16 protein-coding genes and 2 pseudogenes are annotated in these 20,879 nt (G+C 71.9%); 6 read left to right on the top strand and 12 right to left on the bottom strand.

The genetic code is table 11. The features are described 5' to 3' along the window. Positions 1 to 26: 26 nt before the first annotated feature. From AMK22_RS07685 to AMK22_RS07670, 4 genes and pseudogenes are all read right to left on the bottom strand, one after another. Positions 27 to 2,726 carry a DUF7824 domain-containing protein gene (locus AMK22_RS07685; protein ID WP_073782601.1) on the bottom strand — a complete coding sequence of 900 codons (2,700 nt, stop codon included), beginning with the start codon at positions 2,724 to 2,726 and terminating at the stop codon, positions 27 to 29. Next, positions 2,723 to 4,096, bottom strand: a complete 1,374-nt coding sequence (locus AMK22_RS07680) for an SWIM zinc finger family protein (RefSeq protein WP_073782599.1) — start codon at positions 4,094 to 4,096, stop codon at positions 2,723 to 2,725. Before AMK22_RS07680 ends, AMK22_RS07685 begins: the two co-directional genes overlap by 4 nt. Positions 4,097 to 4,167: 71 nt before the next feature. Then, positions 4,168 to 5,748, bottom strand: a complete 1,581-nt coding sequence (locus AMK22_RS07675; protein WP_073782597.1) for an alkaline phosphatase D family protein — start codon at positions 5,746 to 5,748, stop codon at positions 4,168 to 4,170. 400 nt (positions 5,749 to 6,148) lie between these two features. Continuing rightward, a pseudogene (locus AMK22_RS07670) lies at positions 6,149 to 6,568 on the bottom strand (PLP-dependent aminotransferase family protein); the annotation flags it as partial. Here AMK22_RS07670 and AMK22_RS07665 point away from each other — a divergent pair. The 3 genes and pseudogenes from AMK22_RS07665 to AMK22_RS07655 form a co-directional block, all read left to right on the top strand. Then, positions 6,564 to 7,181, top strand: a pseudogene (locus tag AMK22_RS07665) (EamA family transporter); the annotation flags it as partial. The pseudogenes AMK22_RS07670 and AMK22_RS07665 sit on opposite strands and share 5 nt — an antisense overlap. Before the next feature lie 261 nt (positions 7,182 to 7,442). After that, the gene (locus AMK22_RS07660) at positions 7,443 to 8,327 is read left to right on the top strand and encodes an RNA polymerase sigma-70 factor (protein ID WP_073782595.1); all 885 of its coding nucleotides are present in this window, start codon (positions 7,443 to 7,445) and stop codon (positions 8,325 to 8,327) included. 320 nt (positions 8,328 to 8,647) lie between these two features. Next, positions 8,648 to 9,415 carry a GntR family transcriptional regulator gene (locus tag AMK22_RS07655; RefSeq protein WP_073782593.1) on the top strand — a complete coding sequence of 256 codons (768 nt, stop codon included), beginning with the start codon at positions 8,648 to 8,650 and terminating at the stop codon, positions 9,413 to 9,415. 145 nt (positions 9,416 to 9,560) lie between these two features. Here AMK22_RS07655 and AMK22_RS07650 read toward each other — a convergent pair whose 3' ends face one another. The 3 genes from AMK22_RS07650 to AMK22_RS07640 form a co-directional block, all read right to left on the bottom strand. Then, positions 9,561 to 10,718, bottom strand: a complete 1,158-nt coding sequence (locus AMK22_RS07650; RefSeq protein ID WP_073782591.1) for an ROK family protein — start codon at positions 10,716 to 10,718, stop codon at positions 9,561 to 9,563. 99 nt (positions 10,719 to 10,817) lie between these two features. Next, positions 10,818 to 11,468, bottom strand: a complete 651-nt coding sequence (locus AMK22_RS07645; protein WP_073782589.1) for a response regulator transcription factor — start codon at positions 11,466 to 11,468, stop codon at positions 10,818 to 10,820. A gap of 4 nt (positions 11,469 to 11,472) precedes the next feature. Beyond that, a complete protein-coding gene (locus AMK22_RS07640; protein ID WP_073782587.1) occupies positions 11,473 to 12,645 on the bottom strand; it encodes a sensor histidine kinase in 1,173 nt (390 codons plus the stop codon). 108 nt (positions 12,646 to 12,753) lie between these two features. Between AMK22_RS07640 and AMK22_RS07635 the strand changes: the two genes are divergently transcribed. The 3 genes from AMK22_RS07635 to AMK22_RS07625 all read left to right on the top strand — a co-directional run bounded on the left by AMK22_RS07635 (position 12,754) and on the right by AMK22_RS07625 (position 15,054). Continuing rightward, positions 12,754 to 13,692 carry an ABC transporter ATP-binding protein gene (locus AMK22_RS07635; RefSeq protein ID WP_073782585.1) on the top strand — a complete coding sequence of 313 codons (939 nt, stop codon included), beginning with the start codon at positions 12,754 to 12,756 and terminating at the stop codon, positions 13,690 to 13,692. A gap of 2 nt (positions 13,693 to 13,694) precedes the next feature. After that, positions 13,695 to 14,432, top strand: a complete 738-nt coding sequence (locus tag AMK22_RS07630) for an ABC transporter permease (RefSeq protein ID WP_199883147.1) — start codon at positions 13,695 to 13,697, stop codon at positions 14,430 to 14,432. A 184-nt stretch (positions 14,433 to 14,616) separates the two neighbouring features. Then, positions 14,617 to 15,054 (top strand): hypothetical protein, encoded by a 438-nt coding sequence (locus AMK22_RS07625; protein ID WP_073782581.1) that lies wholly within the window; start codon positions 14,617 to 14,619, stop codon positions 15,052 to 15,054. Between the two features lie 222 nt (positions 15,055 to 15,276). Here AMK22_RS07625 and mug read toward each other — a convergent pair whose 3' ends face one another. The 5 genes from mug to AMK22_RS07600 form a co-directional block, all read right to left on the bottom strand. Beyond that, positions 15,277 to 15,831 (bottom strand): G/U mismatch-specific DNA glycosylase, encoded by a 555-nt coding sequence (gene mug / locus AMK22_RS07620; RefSeq protein ID WP_073782579.1) that lies wholly within the window; start codon positions 15,829 to 15,831, stop codon positions 15,277 to 15,279. A 19-nt stretch (positions 15,832 to 15,850) separates the two neighbouring features. Next, on the bottom strand, positions 15,851 to 17,284 hold the full coding sequence (gene purB, locus AMK22_RS07615; RefSeq protein WP_073782577.1) for an adenylosuccinate lyase: 1,434 nt from the start codon (positions 17,282 to 17,284) through the stop codon (positions 15,851 to 15,853). Positions 17,285 to 17,352: 68 nt separating this feature from the next. Continuing rightward, on the bottom strand, positions 17,353 to 18,201 hold the full coding sequence (locus tag AMK22_RS07610) for an SGNH/GDSL hydrolase family protein (protein WP_073782575.1): 849 nt from the start codon (positions 18,199 to 18,201) through the stop codon (positions 17,353 to 17,355). Between the two features lie 253 nt (positions 18,202 to 18,454). Continuing rightward, entirely contained in the window at positions 18,455 to 19,474 is a 1,020-nt protein-coding gene (locus tag AMK22_RS07605; RefSeq protein WP_073782573.1) for a hemolysin family protein, read from the bottom strand. After that, complete coding sequence (locus tag AMK22_RS07600; RefSeq protein ID WP_073782571.1) at positions 19,471 to 20,811, bottom strand: hemolysin family protein; 1,341 nt, start codon at positions 20,809 to 20,811, stop codon at positions 19,471 to 19,473. Before AMK22_RS07600 ends, AMK22_RS07605 begins: the two co-directional genes overlap by 4 nt. Between the last annotated feature and the right edge of the window lie 68 nt (positions 20,812 to 20,879).

Genomic DNA, 20,879 nt, shown 5'->3' with positions numbered 1-20,879 from the left:
GGGTCACGCCTCGACGGTCGAGGCGGTCACGCCGGTCCCGCTTTCCCCCAGGCGGCCTGCAGACGCGCCGCCTGCCGTACCAGTTGCGAGGAGCCGCCGCGGGCCGCCGTCTCGGCGAGCCCGGGTATCGGTTCGGCCCGCACCGCGCCGCAGTGTTCCGCGCATTCGGCGGCCACGGCGAGCAGATCACTCAGCCCACGCGGAGCCTTCTGGCGGGCGAGCAGTCCGGGCAGGAGCGCGGCGAGCACGGAGAGCGTCGTCCGGTACCCGCCGGTGGTGGCGGCGGTGCGGACCGACTCCGCGACCCGGTTCGGCTTCGCCAGCCCGAGTTCGAGGAGGGTCGTCAGCTGCTCGCCCAGCAGTGGGGCGTCCAGCTGTTGGCGCGCGGCGAGTACCAGCAGGGCGTCCACCGCGGAGAGTCGGTCCTCCTGGTGCCTGCACGCCAGACCGTACGCGACCGCCAGATGGACCGCCTCGCCCGCGGGCGCGTCGAGCTCGGCGAGCGACGGCAGCGGACGCGTGGTGTCCCGTATCTCCTCGACCGTGCCGATCGAGATGTTCGGCAGCATCCAGGCGGCCAGCGTCTCCGCGTCCTGGGGCAGGGACGAGATCCAGCCCTCCGGCCGTTCGCCCCAGTGGTAGCACACATGATGCGTGGGAATGTGCGGCTTCCCCAGCCAGTGAAAGAGGCGGGGGAACTCCCGCCGGACGAACGGGTTTTCCTCACTGGCCATCAGCGCGCGGTGCGTCCAGGTGCCCGGCGTCGACACCAGCCCGCCGGCCGTATGGGTCCGCTTCTCCAGGTCGAAGCGGCGTACCCGGGCGAGCGGTTCGTCGGCGCGCAGCCACGCCGCCAGAAGGTCGCCCCCCGGCGTGCCGAGAGCCGCGGCCGCCACCGCTGCCTCGTGCTGTGCCTCGCCGCGGGGTACGCGGAGCAGGGCCTGACCGAAATCGACGTCACCGGGCCGGACGCCCAGCCGCTGGTACGCGCGCAGCCGCTCCACCAGCACGGCCGGATCGAGGGAACCGGTGTGCGATGTGGGTACGGCCAGCAGGAACGGCACCCCGCCGTCGAGCACGGCGTCGGCCGCCTCCCACAGACGGGCCTTGCGGATCCCGTCCAGTGCCGCGTGGGCACACCTCCAATCGGGCTCCCGCGACGGACGGTCGGCTGCCACGGCCCGCGCCGACTCCCCGCCGAGGAGCGTGGCCACGACGATCTCGATGCCCGAGCGCGAGATGAGCCACCGCCTGAGATGAGGGCTGGGCTCGCTGTCGATCCGCCACTGACCTGTCAGCGCCTCACGCAGCGCGTCGCCCAGTGCCGTCCGGTCGGCATGGGCGTGCCGCACCAGCCCGTCCAGTGTCCGCTCGAACGCCGACACGTCGAAGGGGGCGCCGGAGCCGCCGAATCCGGACCGCAGATCACCCGTCAGGAGCGCCACTTCCTCGATGAGTTCGGGCAGCGTGGCCGGGGCGGGCGCGAGAGGCCGCGGCACGGGAGGGAGCGGAAGTGCTTCCTCGTACGGTTCCGCAGTCGGCCGGTCGCCGGGCAGGGCACCGAGGGCCGCGGCCGCGGCTTCCTGATGCACCGGGCTCAACTGTGCGGCCGAAAGGGCAAGTTCTTCCCGTGTCGTCTCACCGGTGGAGGAGAGGTGGCGCGTCACGAGCTTCAGTGCCCGCTCCTGAAGGCCGATGTCCTCGTGCCCGAAGACCTCGGCGACGGCGGGCAGCAGTTCGTCGGCCGTCGACGGGTCGCGCCGCAAGACCTTGCCGATCAGCACGAGCTGGGACCGGACCAGCTTCTTCTCGGTGCGGAACAGCACGGCACCCGAGACCTCCGCCAGCGACCGCACCGGCAGCTCGCCGCGCTCGTCCATCCGGCCGAGCACCTCCTGGGCGTGGCCGGCCACGGTGGAGATCCCGTCCGCCGCCATGGCGGCCCAGTCGGCGAGATGCCCGGTCTCCTCCTGCTCGGTCAGTTCCAGGCGCCGCAACAACGCCAGGCAGAACCGCTGTTCCGCGGGCTTCCCGCCCCGGAGCAACCGTGTAAGGGACTTCTCCACGAGCGGCGTCCGTTCGACGAGACCCTCGTCGACGAGAGCGAGCAGCGCCACCGGCCACTGGCACGGATTCTGCGTCGTCTCGTCGAACCAGATCATCGACGACGGCAGCTCCGGCAACTCGAAGACGCGGGGGAGGAGAACCGGCAGGTACGGGTCGGCGCGGAGGATGTCGGTCAAGGGGCGCGTCTTGCGCGTCCGCCAGGGAGCGGTGGACACGTGCTCCGCCCAGCCGCGCACGAAGGCGTCCGTGGTGGGGACCGGACACCCTGCGAGCTTCACCAGGCCGACGACGAGTTCGTACGCGGACTCCACCGCCGCGGGCCGCGCCGCGAGCCGATGGGCCACATCGGCGACCCAGGCGGGGTCGCGGTCCCCCAGCACCTCGACGACCCGGAAGAAGGGGGTCCGTCGCCACCCCACCAGATCCCGGCCCCCCAGCCAGGTGGCGCACGCCGCCGCCCCCGTGTGGCAACCCGCGCCGGCCACGAACAGGGCGTCGCGTGACCTCTCCCGCTCGTTCCAGTGCCAGCCCCGTGCCTCCTTGCGCAGGGCCTTCAACTCCACGAGGGCCGCCCGGCGTTCGGCCCGGTCCAGTCCGGCCAGCAGGCCCGGGACGTCCTTCACGTGCCCTTCCCGGACGGCGGTGAGCAGGTCCTTCATCGCGCACCTCCGGCGACCGGCGCACCACGACGGACCATCCGCACGGCCAGGGCGTGCTTGCAGGGGCCCCGGCGGCCCCGATAGTCGATCCACCACTGGCAGGTACAGCCGAGCATTCCGTCCTTCTCCCTCACTTGGTAACGACGCTCGCCCGAGGAGACGACCGCCACGTCCCCGTCGAGCGCGACCGCTCCGGAGCCGGCCAGTTCCCGGGCCGCGACCAGACGCGGGTTGTGCCGCTCGACGCGGTTCGCGTCGTACGGCAGCTCACGATGGAAATAGGCGGCGTCCGCGAGGTCGTAGCCGACCCGGCCCGCCGTCCCCAGCCGGGTGAGCGCGGCCCGTACCCGCTCCACCGTCAGACCCGACTGCTCCGCCAGGTCGGCGGGCTCGATACGCGGCTCCCAGGCCAGCAGCAGCGACACCAGCTCGGCGTCGGCCGCGGCGTCCTCGGTGGCCAGTGCCTCCAGCACCCCGCCCTCGCCGGAGAAGCCGCGCGAGGCCTCGGGCGACAGCGCGAGCGTGAGCCGCATGCCGGGAAGCACCGCCTCCCAGGCGCTCGCGGTCGCCGCGCCGTCGGCCACCGGCCCGTACACCCGCAGGGACGTCGCATGACGCAGCACCCGCTGAAACGCCACCAGCCGCTCGGGGCCCGGCAGACACACCGCCCCCGCCACCGGCCGTGTCGTCGGCCGCAGCGTCTTCCCCGCCGGGATCACCCAGCGCGCGCCGCGCGAGGCGTTCCCCGACGTGCGCGGCAGCGACCGCAGGAACCGCACGGCCTCGGCGGCGGGCAGCTCGGCCCGCAGATCGAAACCGGCCGACACCACCTGGGCCTCCGCGAAGCCGCGCAGCCACCGGTCGGGCAGCGGCACCTTCTTCTCCACGACCGGTCCGTCCAGCGTGGTGACGGCCATCTCCTCCGGACCCACCCGCATGTGCAGCGGATCGTCACCCGATATCCGGGAAAGGGCCTCCCGCAGCGGGTTGTTGACATCCACGTTCGTCGTACCGTGCCCCGTCTCCGCGCCGTCCAGCCCCTCGCGCAGCACGTCGAGCCGCGCGTACACGCCGCAGCAGCCGGAGAACGACTCGAAACGCAACCGATCGCCGTTGCCCGTCACCACGGGATCGAGCGAGGCGGGCAGGGTCCGCTGGTAGTAGCGCGCGGACGCCACGTCCGCCACGGCCAGCAGGCCGCGGGCGGCGATGCTCGGCGAGGTGAGGAATCCGGAGAAGAACCGGGGATGGGGCTCGGAACCCCGGGGAGTGAGTCCACCGGAGGTCTCCAGACCGAGCAGCCGCCCGGCCTGTGAGGACTCCACGGCGGACGGGCGTGCGTAGGCCAATGCCTGAACGGATCGGGTCATGGAAAAACCGTAGGACCCACCACTGACAACGGGTCCCCGACCGCCGTCCGGAGACGGCGGTCGGGGACGCCTCACTGCCCGACGAGGCCCGGCCGCAGCACCTTGCTGAACAGCACGGAACCACCCTGGGCGCGCAGTCGTACGGTCAACTCACCGCTGTCGCCGTCGATGTCGACCTCGCCGAACAACTGCGGGGACTCCATCGGCGACACGTTCGCGCGATCGGGTGCCCGCACGAAGACCCGGTCGGGACCGAACGTCGCGTCCAGCGCGTTCGCCGGGAACTGACCGGCCGCCAGCGGGCCCGAAACGAACTCCCAGAACGGCGCGAAGTCCTTGAACGCCGCACGCTCGGGCACGTAGTGCTGGGCCGACGTGTAGTGCACGTCGGCCGTCAGCCAGACCGTGCCGGTGATCCGCCGGTGCTTGATGTACCGGAGCAGTTCCGCGATCTGGAGCTCCCGGCCCAGCGGCTGCCCGGGATCGCCCTGGGCGACCGCCTCGAAGTCGGTCGCTCCGTCGGTGACCACCAGCCCCAACGGCATGTCGGCGGCGATCACCTTCCACACCGCGCGGGACCGTGACAGCTCCTGCTCGAGCCAGCGCAGCTGCCCGGCGCCGAGGATGCCGGTGGCGTCGTCCGGCTGCCGGCCGGGGGAGTTGGCGTTGCGGAAGGACCGCATGTCGAGGACGAACACGTCGAGCAGCGGACCGTGCCGCACGACGCGGTGCATCCGGCCCTCGCCGGACGCGGCACGCAGCGTGGACACGGGGAAGTACTCGCGGAACGCCCGTGTCGAACGGGCCGCCAGCACATCGATGTTCTTCTCGGTGTAGCGGGAGTCGTCGAGGATCTGTCCGGGATACCAGTTGTTGCGCACCTCGTGGTCGTCCCACTGGACGATCGAGGGCACCTGGGCGTTGAACCGTCGGAGGTTGGTGTCGAGAAGGTTGTAGCGGAAGTTCCCCCGGTACTCGGCCAGCGTCTCGGCGACCTTCGACTTCTCCTCGGTGGTGACGTTGCGCCAGACGCGCCCGTCGGGCAGCGTCACGCTGGGCTCGATCACCCCGTCCGCGTAGATGTTGTCGCCACTGCACAGGAAGAAGTCGGGGTCGAGGCGGCGCATCTCCTCGTAGACGGTGTAGCCGCCGATGTCCGGATTGATGCCCCAGCCCTGGCCCGCGATGTCGCCGGACCACAGGAAGCGCACCCCGTCCCGGCGCCGGGCGGGCGCCGTCCGGAACGTCCCGTGCACCGGCCTTCCGGTGCGGCGCGGGTCCGCCGGATCGGCCAGCGTCACCCGGTAGTGCACCTGCTCGCCCGCCGGGAGCCCGTACAGCGGCGTGGTCCCGGTGAAGTCGCTTCCGGCGCCGAGAAGCGGACCGTGCCAGGTGCGTGAGCGCCGGAAGGACTCCGTGGCCGACGTCTCCACGATCATCCTGGCCGGACGGTCCGAACGGACCCAGACCAGCGCCGACGAGGCGGTGACGTCGCCCACCTGCACGCCCCACGCGGCGCGCGGCCTGCCGGAGAGGGCGAACGCGGGGGCCGCGGCCCCCACCGCGGGCAGCGACAGCGCGGCCGACACGGCGAGGGAACCGCGCAGCACACCGCGACGGTCGAGGGACGGAACAAGAGGACGGTTCGGCATCGGGGGCGCCTCCACGGGCGGGTGCGTCGGTGGACCAGGGGTGGGCCGGTCGGCCGACCCCACCCTCGTGCCCGTCGGCTGCGCGCACACCAATCCCAGGTGAACACCAGAAAGCGGCCGTCACCGTCGTCCCGGATGACGAGGCCGTCACGGCCGTCACCTTCATCCCGGGCGTCAGGCCGTCACCGGCGTCCCGTCGGTCTCGGCCCCCGTGTCCGGCGCGGCCGTCCTGCCTGCCACGGCCGTCGCCGTGGTTCCGCCTGCCACGGATTCTTCCGTTGCCTTGCTGCTGCCGTTGCCGCTGCTCCCGTAGCCGGAGATCCCGCGGACGTCGTTGTCCCGCCCGTCGGTATCCCGTTCTCGCGCGCGGTCACCCGATGCCTCTCGCCCGAACCCGTTGTCACCCGCCGGGCTCCCGGTGGACGGATGCCAGCAGCCTTATCCCTCGCGTGATCTCATGCGGCGTCAGGTGCGCATGGCCGAGCAGCAGATCCACCGTCCGGCTCCCGGAGGGCACCGTCTCGCAGTCGCTCAGGGGGCGCAGGGCCACCCCTGCCGCGTTCGCGCGCCTCATGAACGACGGCTCGGGCCCGTAGCGTTCGGGGAGCCGCGCGATGACGTGCAGCCCGGCGGCGATGCCGCTCACGGCCGTTCCGGGAAAGCACTCCGCCAGCACGGCGACCAGGGCGTCGCGGCGCTCGCGGTAGGCCCGTTGGCAGCGGCGCAACTGCCGGTCGTAGCCGCCCGTGCGGATGAACTCGGCGAGGACGGCCTGATCGACGGCCGGGTTGCCCAGGTCCATCGTGCGCTTGCGGGCGGCCGGTGCGCTGGCCGGTGAGACGGGTTTCGCCGTTCTCGCGGTGCCCGTACTGCGGCCGGTGGGACCGCTGGGGCCGAGACTGCTGTCGGCCGCGGTGTGCGGGATCGCCGCGGTGGAATCTCTGCTGCTCGGCCTGGTGACGGACGGCATCGGCGTCGACCGGACACCCACGACCGGCGAAGCCGCCGCCCTGCTCTGGCAGGCGGTGGTCGTCACGGTCGTCGGCTTCGTCTGCTGGTACATGGGCGTGCAGCGGATCGGCGCCGAGCGCGCCACGCTCTTCTCCGGGCTGATCCCGGTCTCCGCCGCCCTCACCGCGCCACTCGTGGGGACCGGCTCCTACGGGGTTGCGCAGGCCGTCGGGAGTGTGCTGGTCGGGCTGGGCGTGGCGCTCGGCTCCGGCGTGCTGCCCAGGCGCCGCACCGCGCCAGGCACCGGCACGGCGCCCGGCGTCACGCGTGCTCCGCGCTTCCCGCGGCGCCGGTCCGTCGTTCCGCGGGAGGTCCCCGTGACCGGGCAGCCGCAACGACCCGGCAACGGGGACTGCCCGGCCGGCCCCGGCCCCGGCTTCCCGGCGGCGGGAGAGCGTACGGCCGGTCCTCGCAGCGGATGACCGTCGGACACGGTGGAGGTCTTCGGGGCGGTGGAGGTCTTCGGGGCGGTGGAGGCCGAACGGGGTGGTGGGGCAGGGCTGTTGCGTTCGTTGCGACGTGGCACGCGTGCGTCGGGTGTGAACGGAACGGGGGCGGAGCGGACTCGGACCGCGGGACGGGGGCAAGCGCCTTCGTGCGAACCGCAGTTCGAGGGGAGCCGGACGGCCGGTGCTGGACAGTGTTCCGAGCGTCCGCTGGGATGGACGGGTGACAATGGACGGGTGACAGCCGACACCGCCACCGACGTCTTCGAGACCCACCGTTGCGTGCTCATCGGAGTCGCCTACCGCATGCTGGGCCGGATCGCCGACGCCGAGGACGTGGTGCAGGAGGCATGGCTGCGCTGGTCGTCCGCCTCCCGCGAGGACGTACGGGAGCCGCGCGCCTATCTCGTCCGGATCACCACCCGTCTCGCCGTCGACCGGCTGCGGCAGGTGCGGTCGCAGCGCGAGGCGTACGTGGGGCCCTGGCTGCCGGAACCCCTCGTCACCGACTTCGGCCCCTGGGTACCCGACACGGCGGAACGGGCCGTTCTCGCGGACTCGGTGTCCCTCGCCGTTCTCGTCGTCCTCGAATCCCTGTCGCCGCTGGAACGGGCCGTCTTCGTGCTGCGTGAGGCGTTCGGTTTCCCGTACGCCGAGATCGCCACGGCCCTGGAACGCTCGGAGGCCGCCGTGCGTCAGCTCGCGGGGCGCGCCCGGCGCCACGTCGACGAGCGAAAGCCGCGCTACGACGTGGACCCGGCCCACCGTCGTGACCTCACGGAACGGTTCCTCGCCGCGGCGGCGGGCGGTGACATCGAGCGGCTGCTGGCGATGCTCGCCACCGATGTGCGGCTCGTCGGGGACAGCGGGGGAAAGGCCAAGGCGCCGTTGCGCGTCATCGAGGGCGCCGACAAGGTGAGCCGCTTCCTCTGCGCCGTTGTCCGCGACCGGCCCCAGGAGTTCGACATACGGGCCGTGGAGCTCAACGGTCGTCCCGCCGTGATCGTGCTCTCGGGCGGAAAGCCGGACTCCGCCGTCCAGATCGAGCTCAGGAACGGGCTCATCCAGTGCGTGTACATCGTGCGCAACCCTGACAAACTCGTCGGTCTGGTCGACCAATGACCGGCCTCCTCGCATCCCGGCACCCGTCCACCGGGGATGTGACGGCCGCCGGGGCCTGACGGTCACGGGTCGTCCCGATCCTCCCGGCGCCCATCCCGGGCCCCGCGGCCCACCCCGCCGCGGGGCCTTTCTGCTGCGGGCGGCTCACGGCACCACGAACGTCCTGTGAACGCTCTGCGGCAGGGGCTCATTTCGCTGCGTGACCACAGGAGGATTGGTCTTGACCAAGGTGGTATCCCGTCCTATGGTCTCACCGTTAAGGCAGGAACCTTTAATAAATAACGTCGCGGAAAAGCCGCTGGGCGATTGCGGAGGACAGGGTGGGGACCACGCAGCTGGAATCGGTGCAGGAGCCGAAGTACTGGCACCTCAAGACCGTGCTCAGCGAGGCACTCGACTCGGACTTTGCGGTGGGAGAGATCCTGCCCAACGAGCGTGACCTCGCTGCTCGGTTCGGAGTCGCCCGTGCCACGCTCCGGCAGGCTCTGGAACAGCTCGAACTGGAGGGCAGGCTGCAGCGCCGCCGAGGCGTCGGCACCACCGTCGCGCCGCCGCGCGTCGGGGTCGCGGTCTCCACGGGGAAGCGCGACTGGTCGGGCGGCGGGGGCGGCGAGGCATGGCAGCCGGTGGGCTGCACGACCGCGGTCGCGCCGGCGTCGGTGGCGTCCGTGCTCGGTGTGGGCGGTGACGAACCGGTCCACATCGTCCGCCGCATCCGTGTCGCCCAGGCGCAGACGATCGCCGCGGAGCTGCTCTACGTCCCGTCGTCGTCGGTGCCCGGACTGCCGGCGATCGATGCGTCGTCCGGCCCCGCCCGGGCCCGCGGTGTCCTGCGCGAACTGCAGCGCCTCGGCCTCGACGGGCAGGACCGGTCGGTGGAGCTCGGTTCGGCGCGCGCGGACGACGCCAAGGAACTCGACCGGCTTCCAGGCTCCCCCGTCCTCGTCGTCACCACCCGTTACCTGGTGGCGGGCGGTACCGCGGCGCTCTCCGTCGCCACCTACCGCGCCGACACCTGCCGGCTCACCTTCGGTGACTCGGGCGATCTGGAGATCAGCCACCACGGTCAGGAGCGTCAGGCGTCCTGACCCCGGCCGTGAGCGGCGGGCGTCCCGGACGACACCACCCGGGACGGCTCGGACGGAACGCTCCCGAGCCCGCCCACCCCGCCCCGGACGTACGTGAGCGGGCCGTCGGGACGCGCCTGCGGTGTACGTGAACGGCCCGTCGCGCTCAGCGGCGGGACGTCACCGTTCCCTCCACAGCGAAGAGCTGCTCCTCGACGTGATCGAGAGCCAGTCGCAGGGCACCCGTGGCCACCGCGGCCTCACCGAGCAACGACAGCGTCACACGCGGCGGCCGGAGGCAGTAGCGGGCCAGTTCGTGGCGGAGCGGCTCCAGCACACCGTCCAGCCCCGCGGCCCATCCGCCGACCACCACCAGCTCCGGGTCCAGGGCCAGTACCAGCGCCGCGACATCGTGCACCAGACGCTGGATGTACCGCTCGACCGCCGCTTGAGCCCGTGCGTCCCCGCGCCGTGCCTCCGCGAACACGGCCGCGACGGCGGCCTCGTCCAATGGATCCAGGGGCCTGTCCGTCGTGGAGAGGAGCCTTTCCGGCGTGGCCTCGCGGCCCAGGAGGTGCAGGGCGCCGATCTCGCCCGCCGCGCCGCCGTAGCCGCGGTGCAGCCGCCCGCCGATCAGCGATCCGGCACCCGGGCTCAGACCGGCCAGGACGAACACGATGTCGTCGGACTCGGTGGCAGCCCCCTTCCAGTGCTCCGCCACCGCCGCGGCGTTGGCGTCGTTCTCCACGATGACGGGGCAGCGGAACGAACGCCGCAGCCGCTCACCCAGCGCCAGCCCCGTCCAGTCCGGCAGCGCGGTGCCCAGCCGAACCGTTCCGTCGGCCTCCACGATGCCCGGGCTGCCGACCCCGACGGCACGCAGACTGCTCCGGGCAACCCCCGTCCGCCGCAGGACGTCGGCCACCATCACGCGGACCTTTTCGAGCCGGTCGTCGGCGCACGCCGTCTCCGACACCTCGCGTGAACCCGCCCCGGTGATCCGGCCGTCCAGCTCGGAGAGCAGGGCGGAGACGCGATGCGGACCGATCTCGATGCCGAGCAGATGACCGGCCTCGGCGCGGAATCTGAAGCGTCGCGCCGGGCGTCCCTGCCGACGGGCCTCGCCACCGTCGGGCATCGACTCGACGACCAGTCCGGCCTCCAAGAGCCCTTCCATGACGCCCTCGACCGTCGGCCTGGACAGACCCGTGATCCGGGTCAGGTCCGTGAGCGTGGGCGATTCGGCGCCCCGGAGGGCGTGCAATACCACTGCGGAATTGATCCGTCGCAACAGCGATGGATCACCACCGGTCAGCCGCCCCACGGTCTGTCCTCCCAGCTCGTGCGCATGTCAGGCGGATGGTACTCGCTGCCCGGGTGCCGGGCGACCGAGGGCCTCAACGGGCATCCGGAGCCGCGGGGCTCAGCTCGGGGCGACGAACCCGGACTCGTACGCCGCGATCACCGCCTGGGTGCGGTCCCTGGCGCCCAACTTGGCCAGCACGGCGCTGACATGGGTCTTCACCGTCTCCACGCCCACCACGAGCTTGGCGGCGATCTCCGCGTTCGACAGCCCCCTGGCCATCAGCCGCAGCACCGCCGCCTCCCGCTCGGTGAGCGACGCCCGCTCCATGACCGCCCGTGCCTTGTTCGTGCCGTACTGCGCGGCGAGCTGCCGCACCGCCGCCGGGAACAGCAACGACTGGCCCTCCGCGACCAGACGCACCGCATGGATGATCTCGGTCGGCCGTGCCCGCTTGAGCAGGAAGCCGTCCGCTCCCGCACGCAACGCCTCGTACACGTACTCGTCGTTCTCGAACGTGGTGACCACCAGGATCTTCGGCGGGTCCGGCACGGTGCGCAGCACCAGTCGGGTCGCCTCTATGCCGTCCATCAGAGGCATTCTGACGTCCATGGCCACCACATCGGGACGCAGTCGACGCAGCAGGGGGACGACTGCCGCGCCGTCGTCCGCCTCGCCCACCACTTCGATGTCGGGCTGCGCATCGAGGACCGCGCGCAGCCCAGCACGGACGAGGGGTTCGTCGTCGACCAGAAGAACGGTAACCGCCATCCGATCAGCCTAGGCCGTGCGACGGGAGGCTCACGTACACCCTCCACTCGCCCCTGTGCGGACCCGTCCTGGCCTTTCCTCCCAGCAGTGCGGCCCTCTCGCGGATGCCCCGCAGCCCGCTCCCGCCACCCGTCGAACCCGTCGAATCACCCAGCGGGTTGGTCACGTTCAGCTCCAGCCGGCCGTTCGCGACGCTGATCCGCACACGGACGGGAACGGTCCCGGCGTGACGGAGAACGTTGGTGAGCGATTCCTGAAGGATGCGATAGCCCTCACGGGACACCGTCGCGGGAACCTCCGCCAACGGACCGGACACGTCCGCGTCGACCTTCGCCCCCGACCGGCGCGCGGAGTCCAGAAGCCGGTCCGCCTCCACCAGCGTCGGTTGCCGTCCCGTCGGCGCCCCCGCTTCACGCAGCACCCGCAGGACCCGCTCCAGATCGTCGAGCGCGTCCCTGCCGGTCTCCTCGATCGCGGTCAGTGCCCGCGCCGTGAACTCCGGATCACCGGCCGCCCGGGCCGCACCCGCCTGCACGACGGCGACGGTCAACGCGTGCCCGATGGAGTCGTGCAACTCCCGCGCGATGCGATTGCGCTCCAGCAGCTGTTCGGTGCGCTCCTCCAAGGCGGTGAGCCGCTGTACCGGCGATGGGCCGAGGAGGGTGCGGGCGGCCAGGGTGATCAGCTCACCACTCGCCACGACCACGGCCAGCAGTACCAGGAGGGGCAGGGGAGTCAGCAGGAGATGCCACCAATGCGGCTGCAGCCCGGCTGTCAGCCAACTCTGTTCCGTGTTGCCGCCGGTACCGCTGATGACAAGGTCCACCGTGATCATCGGCAGCCAGACAGTGGCAACACCCACCGCGACGCCGAACACCAGTCGCAACTCCAGCCAGAGGACGGTGCGCCAGCGGTCCGCCCAGTCGGCCGCGGCCGCGGCCGAGATCGCCGCGTGGGGGCTGCCGCGCTCCGCGGGCGTGAGCAGCAGCTGGGCCTGCACCCCTTCCGCCAGCCGCATGCCCGGCAGCAACCCCACCGGTATGGCCAGGACCACGAGCACCCACGGAGTGTCCATGGAGACGAACATCCACACGCTGCAGATGGCCAGCGGGATGAGGAGGTGCAGCCACCGGGTGTAGGTGGCGGACGTGGCCAACGGTCGGATGTGGCGGAGCATGCGGCCATCGTGCCAGTCCGTCCGGGCCGGGCGACTCCCCCGAGCGAGGGAGAAGATCCCCTCCCACGGGGGAGGCCGGTGCCCCTGCAGGACCGCCAAGCTGACGACATGACCAGCATCGACGTCCACGAACTCACGAAGGAATACGGCACGACCCGCGCCGTGGACCGGCTCACATTCAGCGTGCGCCCGGGCCGGGTCACCGGCTTCCTCGGCCCCAACGGTGCCGGCAAGTCCACCACCATGCGACTCGTGCTCGGACTGGACCGGCCCACCGCGGGTACGGCGACGGTCGGCGGGCAGCCCTACATCACGCTCGACAATCCACTGCGGCGTATAGGGGCTCTGCTCGACGCCCAGGCCGCCCACGGCTCGCGCACCGCGCGGGATCATCTGCTCGCCCTCGCGGTGAGCAACGGCATGGGCGCCCGCAGAGTGGACGAGGTCCTGGACGAGGCGGGACTCGGCGCGGTCGGCGGCGCGCGCATCAAGACGTTCTCACTGGGCATGCGCCAGCGACTGGGCATAGCGGCGGCCCTGCTCGGCGACCCGGAGGTCGTGATGCTCGACGAGCCGTCGAACGGGCTGGACCCGGAAGGCATCGTCTGGATTCGTGAGCTGATGAGGCGTCTCGCCCGGGAAGGCCGCACGGTCCTGGTGTCCAGCCATCTGATGAACGAGACGTCCTCGTTCGCGGATCATCTCGTGGTGCTCGGCCGCGGCCGACTCCTCGCGGACCTGCCGATGCGGGACTTCCTGGAGTCCCGAAGCCGCCCCGTGGTGCGCGTGCGTACGACGGATCCCGCCCGGCTCCGGGAGGCACTGATCGGCAAGGGACACAAGCCCGTTCCGGGCGACGACGGGAGTCTGAGCGTCGAAGGCGCACAAGCCGCCGAGATCGGTGCCGTGGCCGCCGCGCACGGCATCGCGATCCTCGAACTCCTCGACGAGCGCCCGACACTGGAGCAGGCCTACCTCGACCTCACCTCCGACGCCATGGACTTCGCGTCCGCGTCGGCCCCGTCCACCGACCTTCAGGAGGCCTGACCATGTCGACCGCGGCAGTGTTCCACTCCGAGTGGATCAAGATCAGATCGGTGCGGTCCGTGATCGGATCCCTGATAGCGGTGCTTCTCGTGACCCTCGTCGTCACCGTGCTCGTGTTCGCCACCGTCGGCCGGGCGGAGGCGGACGACGCGGGCGCAGATCCGGTCCTCGGCGCCTTCTACGCCCTGAACCTCGGGCAGGTGGCGGCCATCGGCTTCGGCGCGACCGCGATCTCGTCCGAGTACGTCAACGGGGCCCTGCGGATCTCCCTGACCGCCGTGCCGCACCGCACCCTTCTCTACGGGGTGAAGGTGGCGCTCGTCGGTGCGCTCGCCCTGGTCGTCGGCCTCGCCACCAGCTTCAGCGCCTTCCTGGTGGGGCAGTTGTTCCTGGGGGAGTACGCGATCGATCTGGGTGAGCCCGGGGCATTGCGGGCCGCCTTCGGCGGCGGGATCTACCTGGCCCTGATGGCGTTGTTCGCCGCCGGCCTGGCGGTGCTGCTGCGCAGCGCCGTGGCCGTGCTCAGCCTCCTCATACCGTTCATCCTCATCGTCTCCTTCGTGGTCGGCGACATCGCGGGTGGCGCCGCGCAGTACCTGCCCGACCGGGCCGGTCAGTTGGTGCTCCAGCAGAATCCCGAGGGCAGCCTCGGACCGTGGGGCGGACTCGCCGTGACCGCGGCCTGGGCGGCGGCCGCGCTGCTGGCGGGCTGGTGGGCGATCCGACGCAGGGACGTGTAGTCCCGCCGCCGCATCGGTGGCCACGAGCTGCGTCACGCCCACGCCGATGTCCACGTCCATGCCGGACCCGGATCCCTGCTTCCGGGGCGCCGGGAAGACGGAGGAGGGCACGGAAAGGGCTGAGGGACCTTCAAGGCCCGGGGCCGCGGGGTCGAATGTCAGTGCTGGGCGGTTTACTGACGGCATGACCACCGCACATCACCTTCGCCTCATCGACGGGATGCGGACCCGTGTCTTTCCCGCGGAGCGCATCCGGTCGGGTTCGGGAGTCAGCGGGCCCGGCTATCACACGGCGTCCTTGCACGCGGACGTCGACCACTGGGACGACGACGAGGCGGCACGGCTGCAACACCGAGCGCAGTGCCTCGCGGAGCACGATGCGCTGCTGACCCTGCTCACGAGCCGTTGGGGCGAGCCGCAGGTGATCAGTCTGTGGAGTGCGCAGGAGCGGATGACGGCAGGGGAGGAGATCCCGGAGGCGTGGGCCGGGACGGTCGCGGGCTGCGAGTACCTCCAGCTGTGGCGGATCGACGACCGGTGGATCGCGCTGGGCCTGTACCTGGAGGAGGACGGGCCGGGCTGCGAGCTGAACGTCGTGGTGACGGAGATCGATCCGCCGTGACGCGGGCGTCCCCGCCCGCACCGTGACCCGGGGACATGACCACGGGGGTCCCACGGTCTCGGCCCGCCCGGGGGCATGGGGAAGACGGGCCGCTCCGCGAGGCCACGGGCCTGGGCGCGGTGGCCGGTGGCCGTGGCGCCGGGTGTGGCGACCGGCGGGCTCTCACACGGGCAGGGCCGCGCGGTGGGGTTCTCGCGTGGTGAGGTCCTGGCGCGGCGGGCTTCACGCGGTGGCGGGGTCGCCGTGCTCGACGGCGGCGCGCAGGCGCCCGTACTCCTCCGCCATCGTCGGAGTCGTCCAGTGGGCGTTGAGACCACTGGGGTTGGGGAGGGCCCAGACACGGGCGCCGCCGACCGTGTGGTCCTGCGGACCGATCCGGGCCGTCCGCCTCCCGAACGCGGTGCGGTACGCGGTGACACCCACGACCGCCAGCCACTTCGGTCGCAACCGTTCGACCTTGGCCGCCAGGATCCGCCCGCCCTCGCGGAACTCCTCGGCGGACAGTTCGTCGGCGCGTGCGGTGGCCCGGGCGACCACATTGGTGATGCCCAGGCCGTACCGCAGCAGTTCGGTCTGCTCCGTCGGACTCAGCAGCCGGGGGGTGAACCCCGACCGGTGGAGCACGGGCCAGAAACGGTTGCCGGGGTGGGCGAAGTGATGACCGGTCGCCCCGGTCGTCAGACTCGGGTTGATCCCGCAGAACAGCACACGCAGGCCGTCCGCGACCACATCGGGAACGGTGCGGTCGCGGGCGGCCTGGAGCTCCTCGGGTGTCATCGGCGCAGGTGGTCGATCGTCAGAGGATGGAGCCCGGTGTGTATGCGGCGGCCTCGGGGTGCCGCTCGCTGATCTCCTCGATGCGGGAGATCAGCGTGGTGACCTGGTCGCCCGCCGCGCCCGTGAAGGAGAGCTTGTCGGCCATGAGGGCGTCCAGCTGGGCGCGGTCGAGCGGGATGCGCTCGTCGGTGGCCAGCTTGTCGAGCAACTCGTTGCGCTCGGCCCCCTGTTCGCGCATGGCCAGGGCCGAGGCGACCGCGTGCTCCTTGATCGCCTCGTGGGCGACCTCACGGCCGACGCCGGCGCGGACCGCACCCATCAGGACCTTGGTGGTGGCGAGGAACGGCAGATAACGGTCGAGCTCGCGGGCGACGACGGCCGGGAAGGCCCCGAACTCGTCGAGCACCGTCAGGAAGGTCTCCAGCAGCCCGTCGAACGCGAAGAACGCGTCGGGGAGGGCGACCCGGCGGACCACGGAGCACGACACGTCGCCCTCGTTCCACTGGTCGCCCGCCAGCTCGCCGGTCATCGACGCGTAGCCGCGCAGGACGACCATCAGGCCGTTGACGCGCTCGCAGGAGCGGGTGTTCATCTTGTGCGGCATCGCGGACGAGCCCACCTGACCGGGCTTGAAGCCCTCGGTCACCAGCTCGTGCCCGGCCATCAGGCGGATCGTCTTGGCGAGGGACGACGGTGCCGCGGCCAACTGCACCAGCGCGGTCACGACGTCGTAGTCGAGCGAGCGGGGGTAGACCTGTCCGACGGAGGTGAAGGCGTGGGCGAAGCCGAGGTGCTCGGCGATGCGCCGCTCCAGGTCGGCGAGCTTCGCGGAGTCGCCGCCCAGCAGGTCGAGCATGTCCTGGGCCGTGCCCACGGGGCCCTTGATGCCGCGCAGCGGGTAGCGGCCCAGCAGGTCCTCGAGCCGTCCGTACGCCGCCAGGAGCTCGTCCGCAGCGGTCGCGAACCGCTTGCCGAGCGTGGTCGCCTGCGCGGCGACGTTGTGGGAGCGGCCGGCCATGACCAGCTCGCGGTACTCCGCCGCCAGCTTGCCCAGCCGGGCCAGCACCGCCACCGTGCGGTCGCGCATGAGTTCCAGGGAGAGCCGGATCTGGAGCTGCTCGACGTTCTCGGTGAGGTCCCGGGAGGTCATGCCCTTGTGGACCTGCTCATGTCCGGCGAGGGCGTTGAACTCCTCGATCCGGGCCTTGACGTCGTGCCGGGTGACCTTCTCGCGCTCGGCGATCGAGGCCAGGTCGACCTCGTCGAGGACCCGCTCGTAAGCGGCCAGGGCGGCGTCCGGCACCTCGATCCCGAGGTCCTTCTGCGCGCGCAGCACCGCCAGCCACAGCCGGCGCTCCAGCTTCACCTTCTGCTCGGGGGACCAGAGGACGGCCAGCTCCGTGGAGGCATAGCGGCCGGCCAGGACATTGGGGATGCGAGGCTTCGCAGACACAGCAGTCACATGACCGGATTCTACTGGCGGTTTGTGCAGGCCAGCGCCGTGGCCGGGTTTGTGGGTTGCTACGAGAGCGGGGTCACGTCCACCTTGTGCCACGTCGCCACCGGGCCGGGGTCGCCGTCACGCCCGGGGGTGACCCAGAACGCCCGCCCCAGTTCGGCGCTGTACTGCGCGCCCGTACGCCCGTCCCCGGAGGAGCGGCCGGTCAGCCGACGGCCGACCCACGGCAGCAGGTGCCGACGGGCGAAGCGGACGTCCTCGACGCGCCGCACCACCCATTTCGCGGGAGCACCCTCCGGGAGCGGCGTCCGCCAGTCGCTCTCCGGCGGCAGCCCCAGCGTCTGCCAGACCGCCTCGGCCACCCTGCGGTGCCCGTCGGCCGTCAGATGCAGACGGTCGACGTCCCAGAGCCGGGGATCGCCCAGGGACGGCGCCCCGTAGAGGTCGACGACGGCCGCGCCGTGGCGGGCGGCCAGCGCGTCGACCAGGGAGAACAGCTCTTCCATGCGCGGACGGAAACGTTCCATCACCGGACCGTTGCGGCCGGGGCTGCGCATCAGCACGAGCTTCCCGCACGTGGGCGCGAGGCGTTCGACCGCCTCTTCGAGCCGTCCACGGACCATGCCCATGTCGCACTTGGGCCGCAGTGCGTCGTTGAGCCCGCCGACGAGCGTCACGACGTCCGCGCGCAGAGCGGCGGCGGCCTCGACCTGTTCGTCGACGATCTGGCCGATCAGCTTGCCTCGTACCGCCAGGTTGGCGTAGCGGAATCCCGGCGCGCGGACCGCGAGCCGGCCGGCGAGAACATCGGCCCAGCCCCGGTACGTGCCGTCGGGCAGCAGGTCCGACATGCCCTCGGTGAACGAGTCGCCGACCGCGACCAGACTGGTGTATGAGGCATTCATCTCCATGGCGATGCGATCGTATCGCGGGGTGACCCGACCCCTTCCGGACAGCCTCGACCTGTCCCGACCCGCCGCGTTCCGGCCCGGACCCCCCACCGCGGGCCGGGCCGGACCCCCCACGCCCCCGACGCACCCGTTCCCCGTTCGTCGGCAGAGGGCCCGGCGGCCGGGGAAACGGGCCGCCGAACCGGCGCGCCGCACGGCGCCCCGTTCCCCGTCCGCCGGGCCGCGGACGTCCGACCGCGGCCCGGCGGACGGGTCAGTGCGCCTGCGGCCGCCCCACCAGCTCGCGCAGGACGTCCTCCATCGTGACCATCCCCGCCAGCCGGCCGTGTTCGTCGAGCACCGCCGCCAGATGCGTGCGGCTGCGGCGCAGCGCCGTCAGCACATCGTCGAGCGGGGTCCCGGCGCGCACCCTGGCGATCGGCCGCATCGCCGTCACGGGGAACGGCAGGTCGCGCGGGGTGGCGTCCAGCGCGTCCTTCACATGGAGGTAGCCCAGGATGCGACCCTCGCTGTCCATCACCGGGAAGCGGGAGAAGCCCGTCTCGTGCGACAGCCGCTCCAGCTGCTCCGGCGTCGTTCCGATCCTGGTGTAGGTCACCCGGTCCACCGGCAGTGCCACCTCCCGCACCGGCCGCCGGCCCAGTTCGAGGGCGTGGTGCAGGCGTTCGGCCGAGCGGTCGTCGACGAGACCGGCGGCCCCGGCGTCCTTCACCAGCCGGGCCAGTTCGTCGTCCGAGAACGTGGCGGCGACCTCGTTCTTCGCCTCGACCCGCAGGAGCTTCAGCAGCCCGTTCGCGAAGGCGTTCACGGTGAAGATCACCGGGCGCAGCGCCCTGGCGAGGGCCACCAGCGGCGGCCCGAGCAGCAGGGCGGCCCGTACGGGCTCGGCCAGGGCGATGTTCTTCGGCACCATCTCGCCGAGCAGCATGTGCAGATACGTCGCGACGGACAGGGCGATCACGAACGAGATCGGGTGGATCAGTCCGCCGGGCACCCCCACCACGTCGAAGACGGGCTCGAGCAGATGGGCGATGGCCGGTTCGGCGACGACACCGAGGACCAGCGTGCACAGTGTGATGCCCAGCTGTGCCGCGGCGAGCAGTGCCGACACGTGTTCCAGGCCCCATATGACACTTCGGGCCCGCCGGTTCCCTGCCTCGGCCTGTGGTTCGACCTGGCTGCGGCGCACGGAGATCAGCGCGAACTCCGCGCCGACGAAGAAGGCGTTGACGACCAGGGTCATCAGGCCGATGAAGAGCTGGACGGCGGTCATCGTGCGTCCTCCGTCCGTTCGTGGTCCTCGCCGGGCAGCGGCGCGTGCAGCAGGGCCCGCGCGGCCCGGCGGCCGGAGGCGTCCACGACGTCGATCCGCCAGCCGGCCATTTCGACGGAGTCGCCCGCGGCCGGGATGCGCCCGACCTCGGTGGCGACGAGCCCGGCGAGTGTCTCGTACGGGCCGTCCGGCACCCGTAGCCCGATCCTCTGCAGCTGGTCGAGACGCGCGGCGCCGTCGGCCGACCAGAGGGTCCGTCCGTCGGCGTCCTCACCGGCCGGTGCCAGGTCGGGCGTCTCGTGCGGGTCGTGCTCGTCACGCACCTCGCCGACGACCTCCTCGACGATGTCCTCCAGGGTCACGACGCCCGCCGTGCCCCCGTACTCGTCGATGACGACGGCCATCGCGAGCTTGCCGGACAGCTGGTCGAGAAGCCGGTCCACGGTGAGGGTCTCCGGCACGAGCAGGGGCTCGCGCAGCATCTGCGAGACACGCGTACGGGACCGCTGCTCGGCCGGGATGGCCAGCACGTCCTTGATGTGTGCCACGCCGACGACCGTGTCGAGGTTGCCGCGGTAGACGGGGAAACGGGACAGGCCGGTCGCGCGGGTGGCGTTCGCGACGTCCTCGGCGGTCGCCCGCACGTCCAGGGCGGTGACCTGCACCCGAGGCGTCATGACGTTCTGTGCCGTGAGCTCCGCCAGGTTGAGGGTGCGGACGAACAGTTCGGCGGTGTCCGCCTCCAGGGCGCCCTCCTTCGCGGAGTGCCGGGCCAGCGCCACGAGCTCCTGCGGGCCGCGGGCCGAGGCCAGTTCCTCGGCGGGTTCCAGGCCGAAGCGGCGCACGATCCGGTTCGCCGTGTTGTTGAGGTGGCTGATGAACGGCCGGAACACGGCGGTGAAGGCCCGCTGCGGGGTCGCCACGGCCTTCGCCACCGCGAGCGGCGAGGAGATCGCCCAGTTCTTCGGGACGAGTTCGCCGACGACCATCAGGAACACCGTGGACAGGGCGGTTCCCAGCACGAGTGCCACGGACGACGCCACGCCCGGGGGCAGGCCCACGGCCTCCACCGGCCCGCGGATCAGTTTCGCGATGGACGGTTCGGAGAGCATGCCGACCACCAGGTTGGTGACCGTGATGCCGAGCTGGGCGCCGGACAGCTGGAAGGTGAGACCGCGCACGGCCTTCATGGCGCTCGCCGCGCCCCGTTCCCCTTGCTCGACGGCGCGTTCGAGTTGACCGCGCTCGACCGTCGTCAGCGAGAACTCGGCCGCGACGAAGGCGCCGCACGCGAGGGAGAGCAGCACCGCGACGAGCAGCAGAAGCACTTCGGTCATCGGGTCACCTCCGTCCCATGGTCGGGCAGGGACGGGCGGACCGCTCGATGTCGGCTGCGTCTGTTTCG

It is taken from the genome of Streptomyces sp. CB01580 (assembly GCF_001905795.1).
In the GTDB taxonomy this organism is placed as follows: domain Bacteria; phylum Actinomycetota; class Actinomycetes; order Streptomycetales; family Streptomycetaceae; genus Streptomyces.
Note: the sequence above shows the minus strand (reverse complement) of the source record. Positions and strands in the feature narration are given on the sequence as shown.

Coding starts and splice junctions, on each gene's coding strand:
- AMK22_RS07630 (WP_199883147.1), top strand. CDS start 13,695: ATGTCGACCGCGGCAGTGTTCCACTCCGAGTGGATCAAGATCAGATCG.
- AMK22_RS07605 (WP_073782573.1), bottom strand. CDS start 19,474: ATGACCGCCGTCCAGCTCTTCATCGGCCTGATGACCCTGGTCGTCAAC.
- AMK22_RS07640 (WP_073782587.1), bottom strand. CDS start 12,645: ATGCTCCGCCACATCCGACCGTTGGCCACGTCCGCCACCTACACCCGG.
- AMK22_RS07625 (WP_073782581.1), top strand. CDS start 14,617: ATGACCACCGCACATCACCTTCGCCTCATCGACGGGATGCGGACCCGT.
- AMK22_RS07635 (WP_073782585.1), top strand. CDS start 12,754: ATGACCAGCATCGACGTCCACGAACTCACGAAGGAATACGGCACGACC.
- AMK22_RS07685 (WP_073782601.1), bottom strand. CDS start 2,726: ATGAAGGACCTGCTCACCGCCGTCCGGGAAGGGCACGTGAAGGACGTC.
- AMK22_RS07680 (WP_073782599.1), bottom strand. CDS start 4,096: ATGACCCGATCCGTTCAGGCATTGGCCTACGCACGCCCGTCCGCCGTG.
- AMK22_RS07645 (WP_073782589.1), bottom strand. CDS start 11,468: ATGGCGGTTACCGTTCTTCTGGTCGACGACGAACCCCTCGTCCGTGCT.
- AMK22_RS07675 (WP_073782597.1), bottom strand. CDS start 5,748: ATGCCGAACCGTCCTCTTGTTCCGTCCCTCGACCGTCGCGGTGTGCTG.
- mug (WP_073782579.1), bottom strand. CDS start 15,831: ATGACACCCGAGGAGCTCCAGGCCGCCCGCGACCGCACCGTTCCCGAT.
- AMK22_RS07600 (WP_073782571.1), bottom strand. CDS start 20,811: ATGACCGAAGTGCTTCTGCTGCTCGTCGCGGTGCTGCTCTCCCTCGCG.
- AMK22_RS07610 (WP_073782575.1), bottom strand. CDS start 18,201: ATGGAGATGAATGCCTCATACACCAGTCTGGTCGCGGTCGGCGACTCG.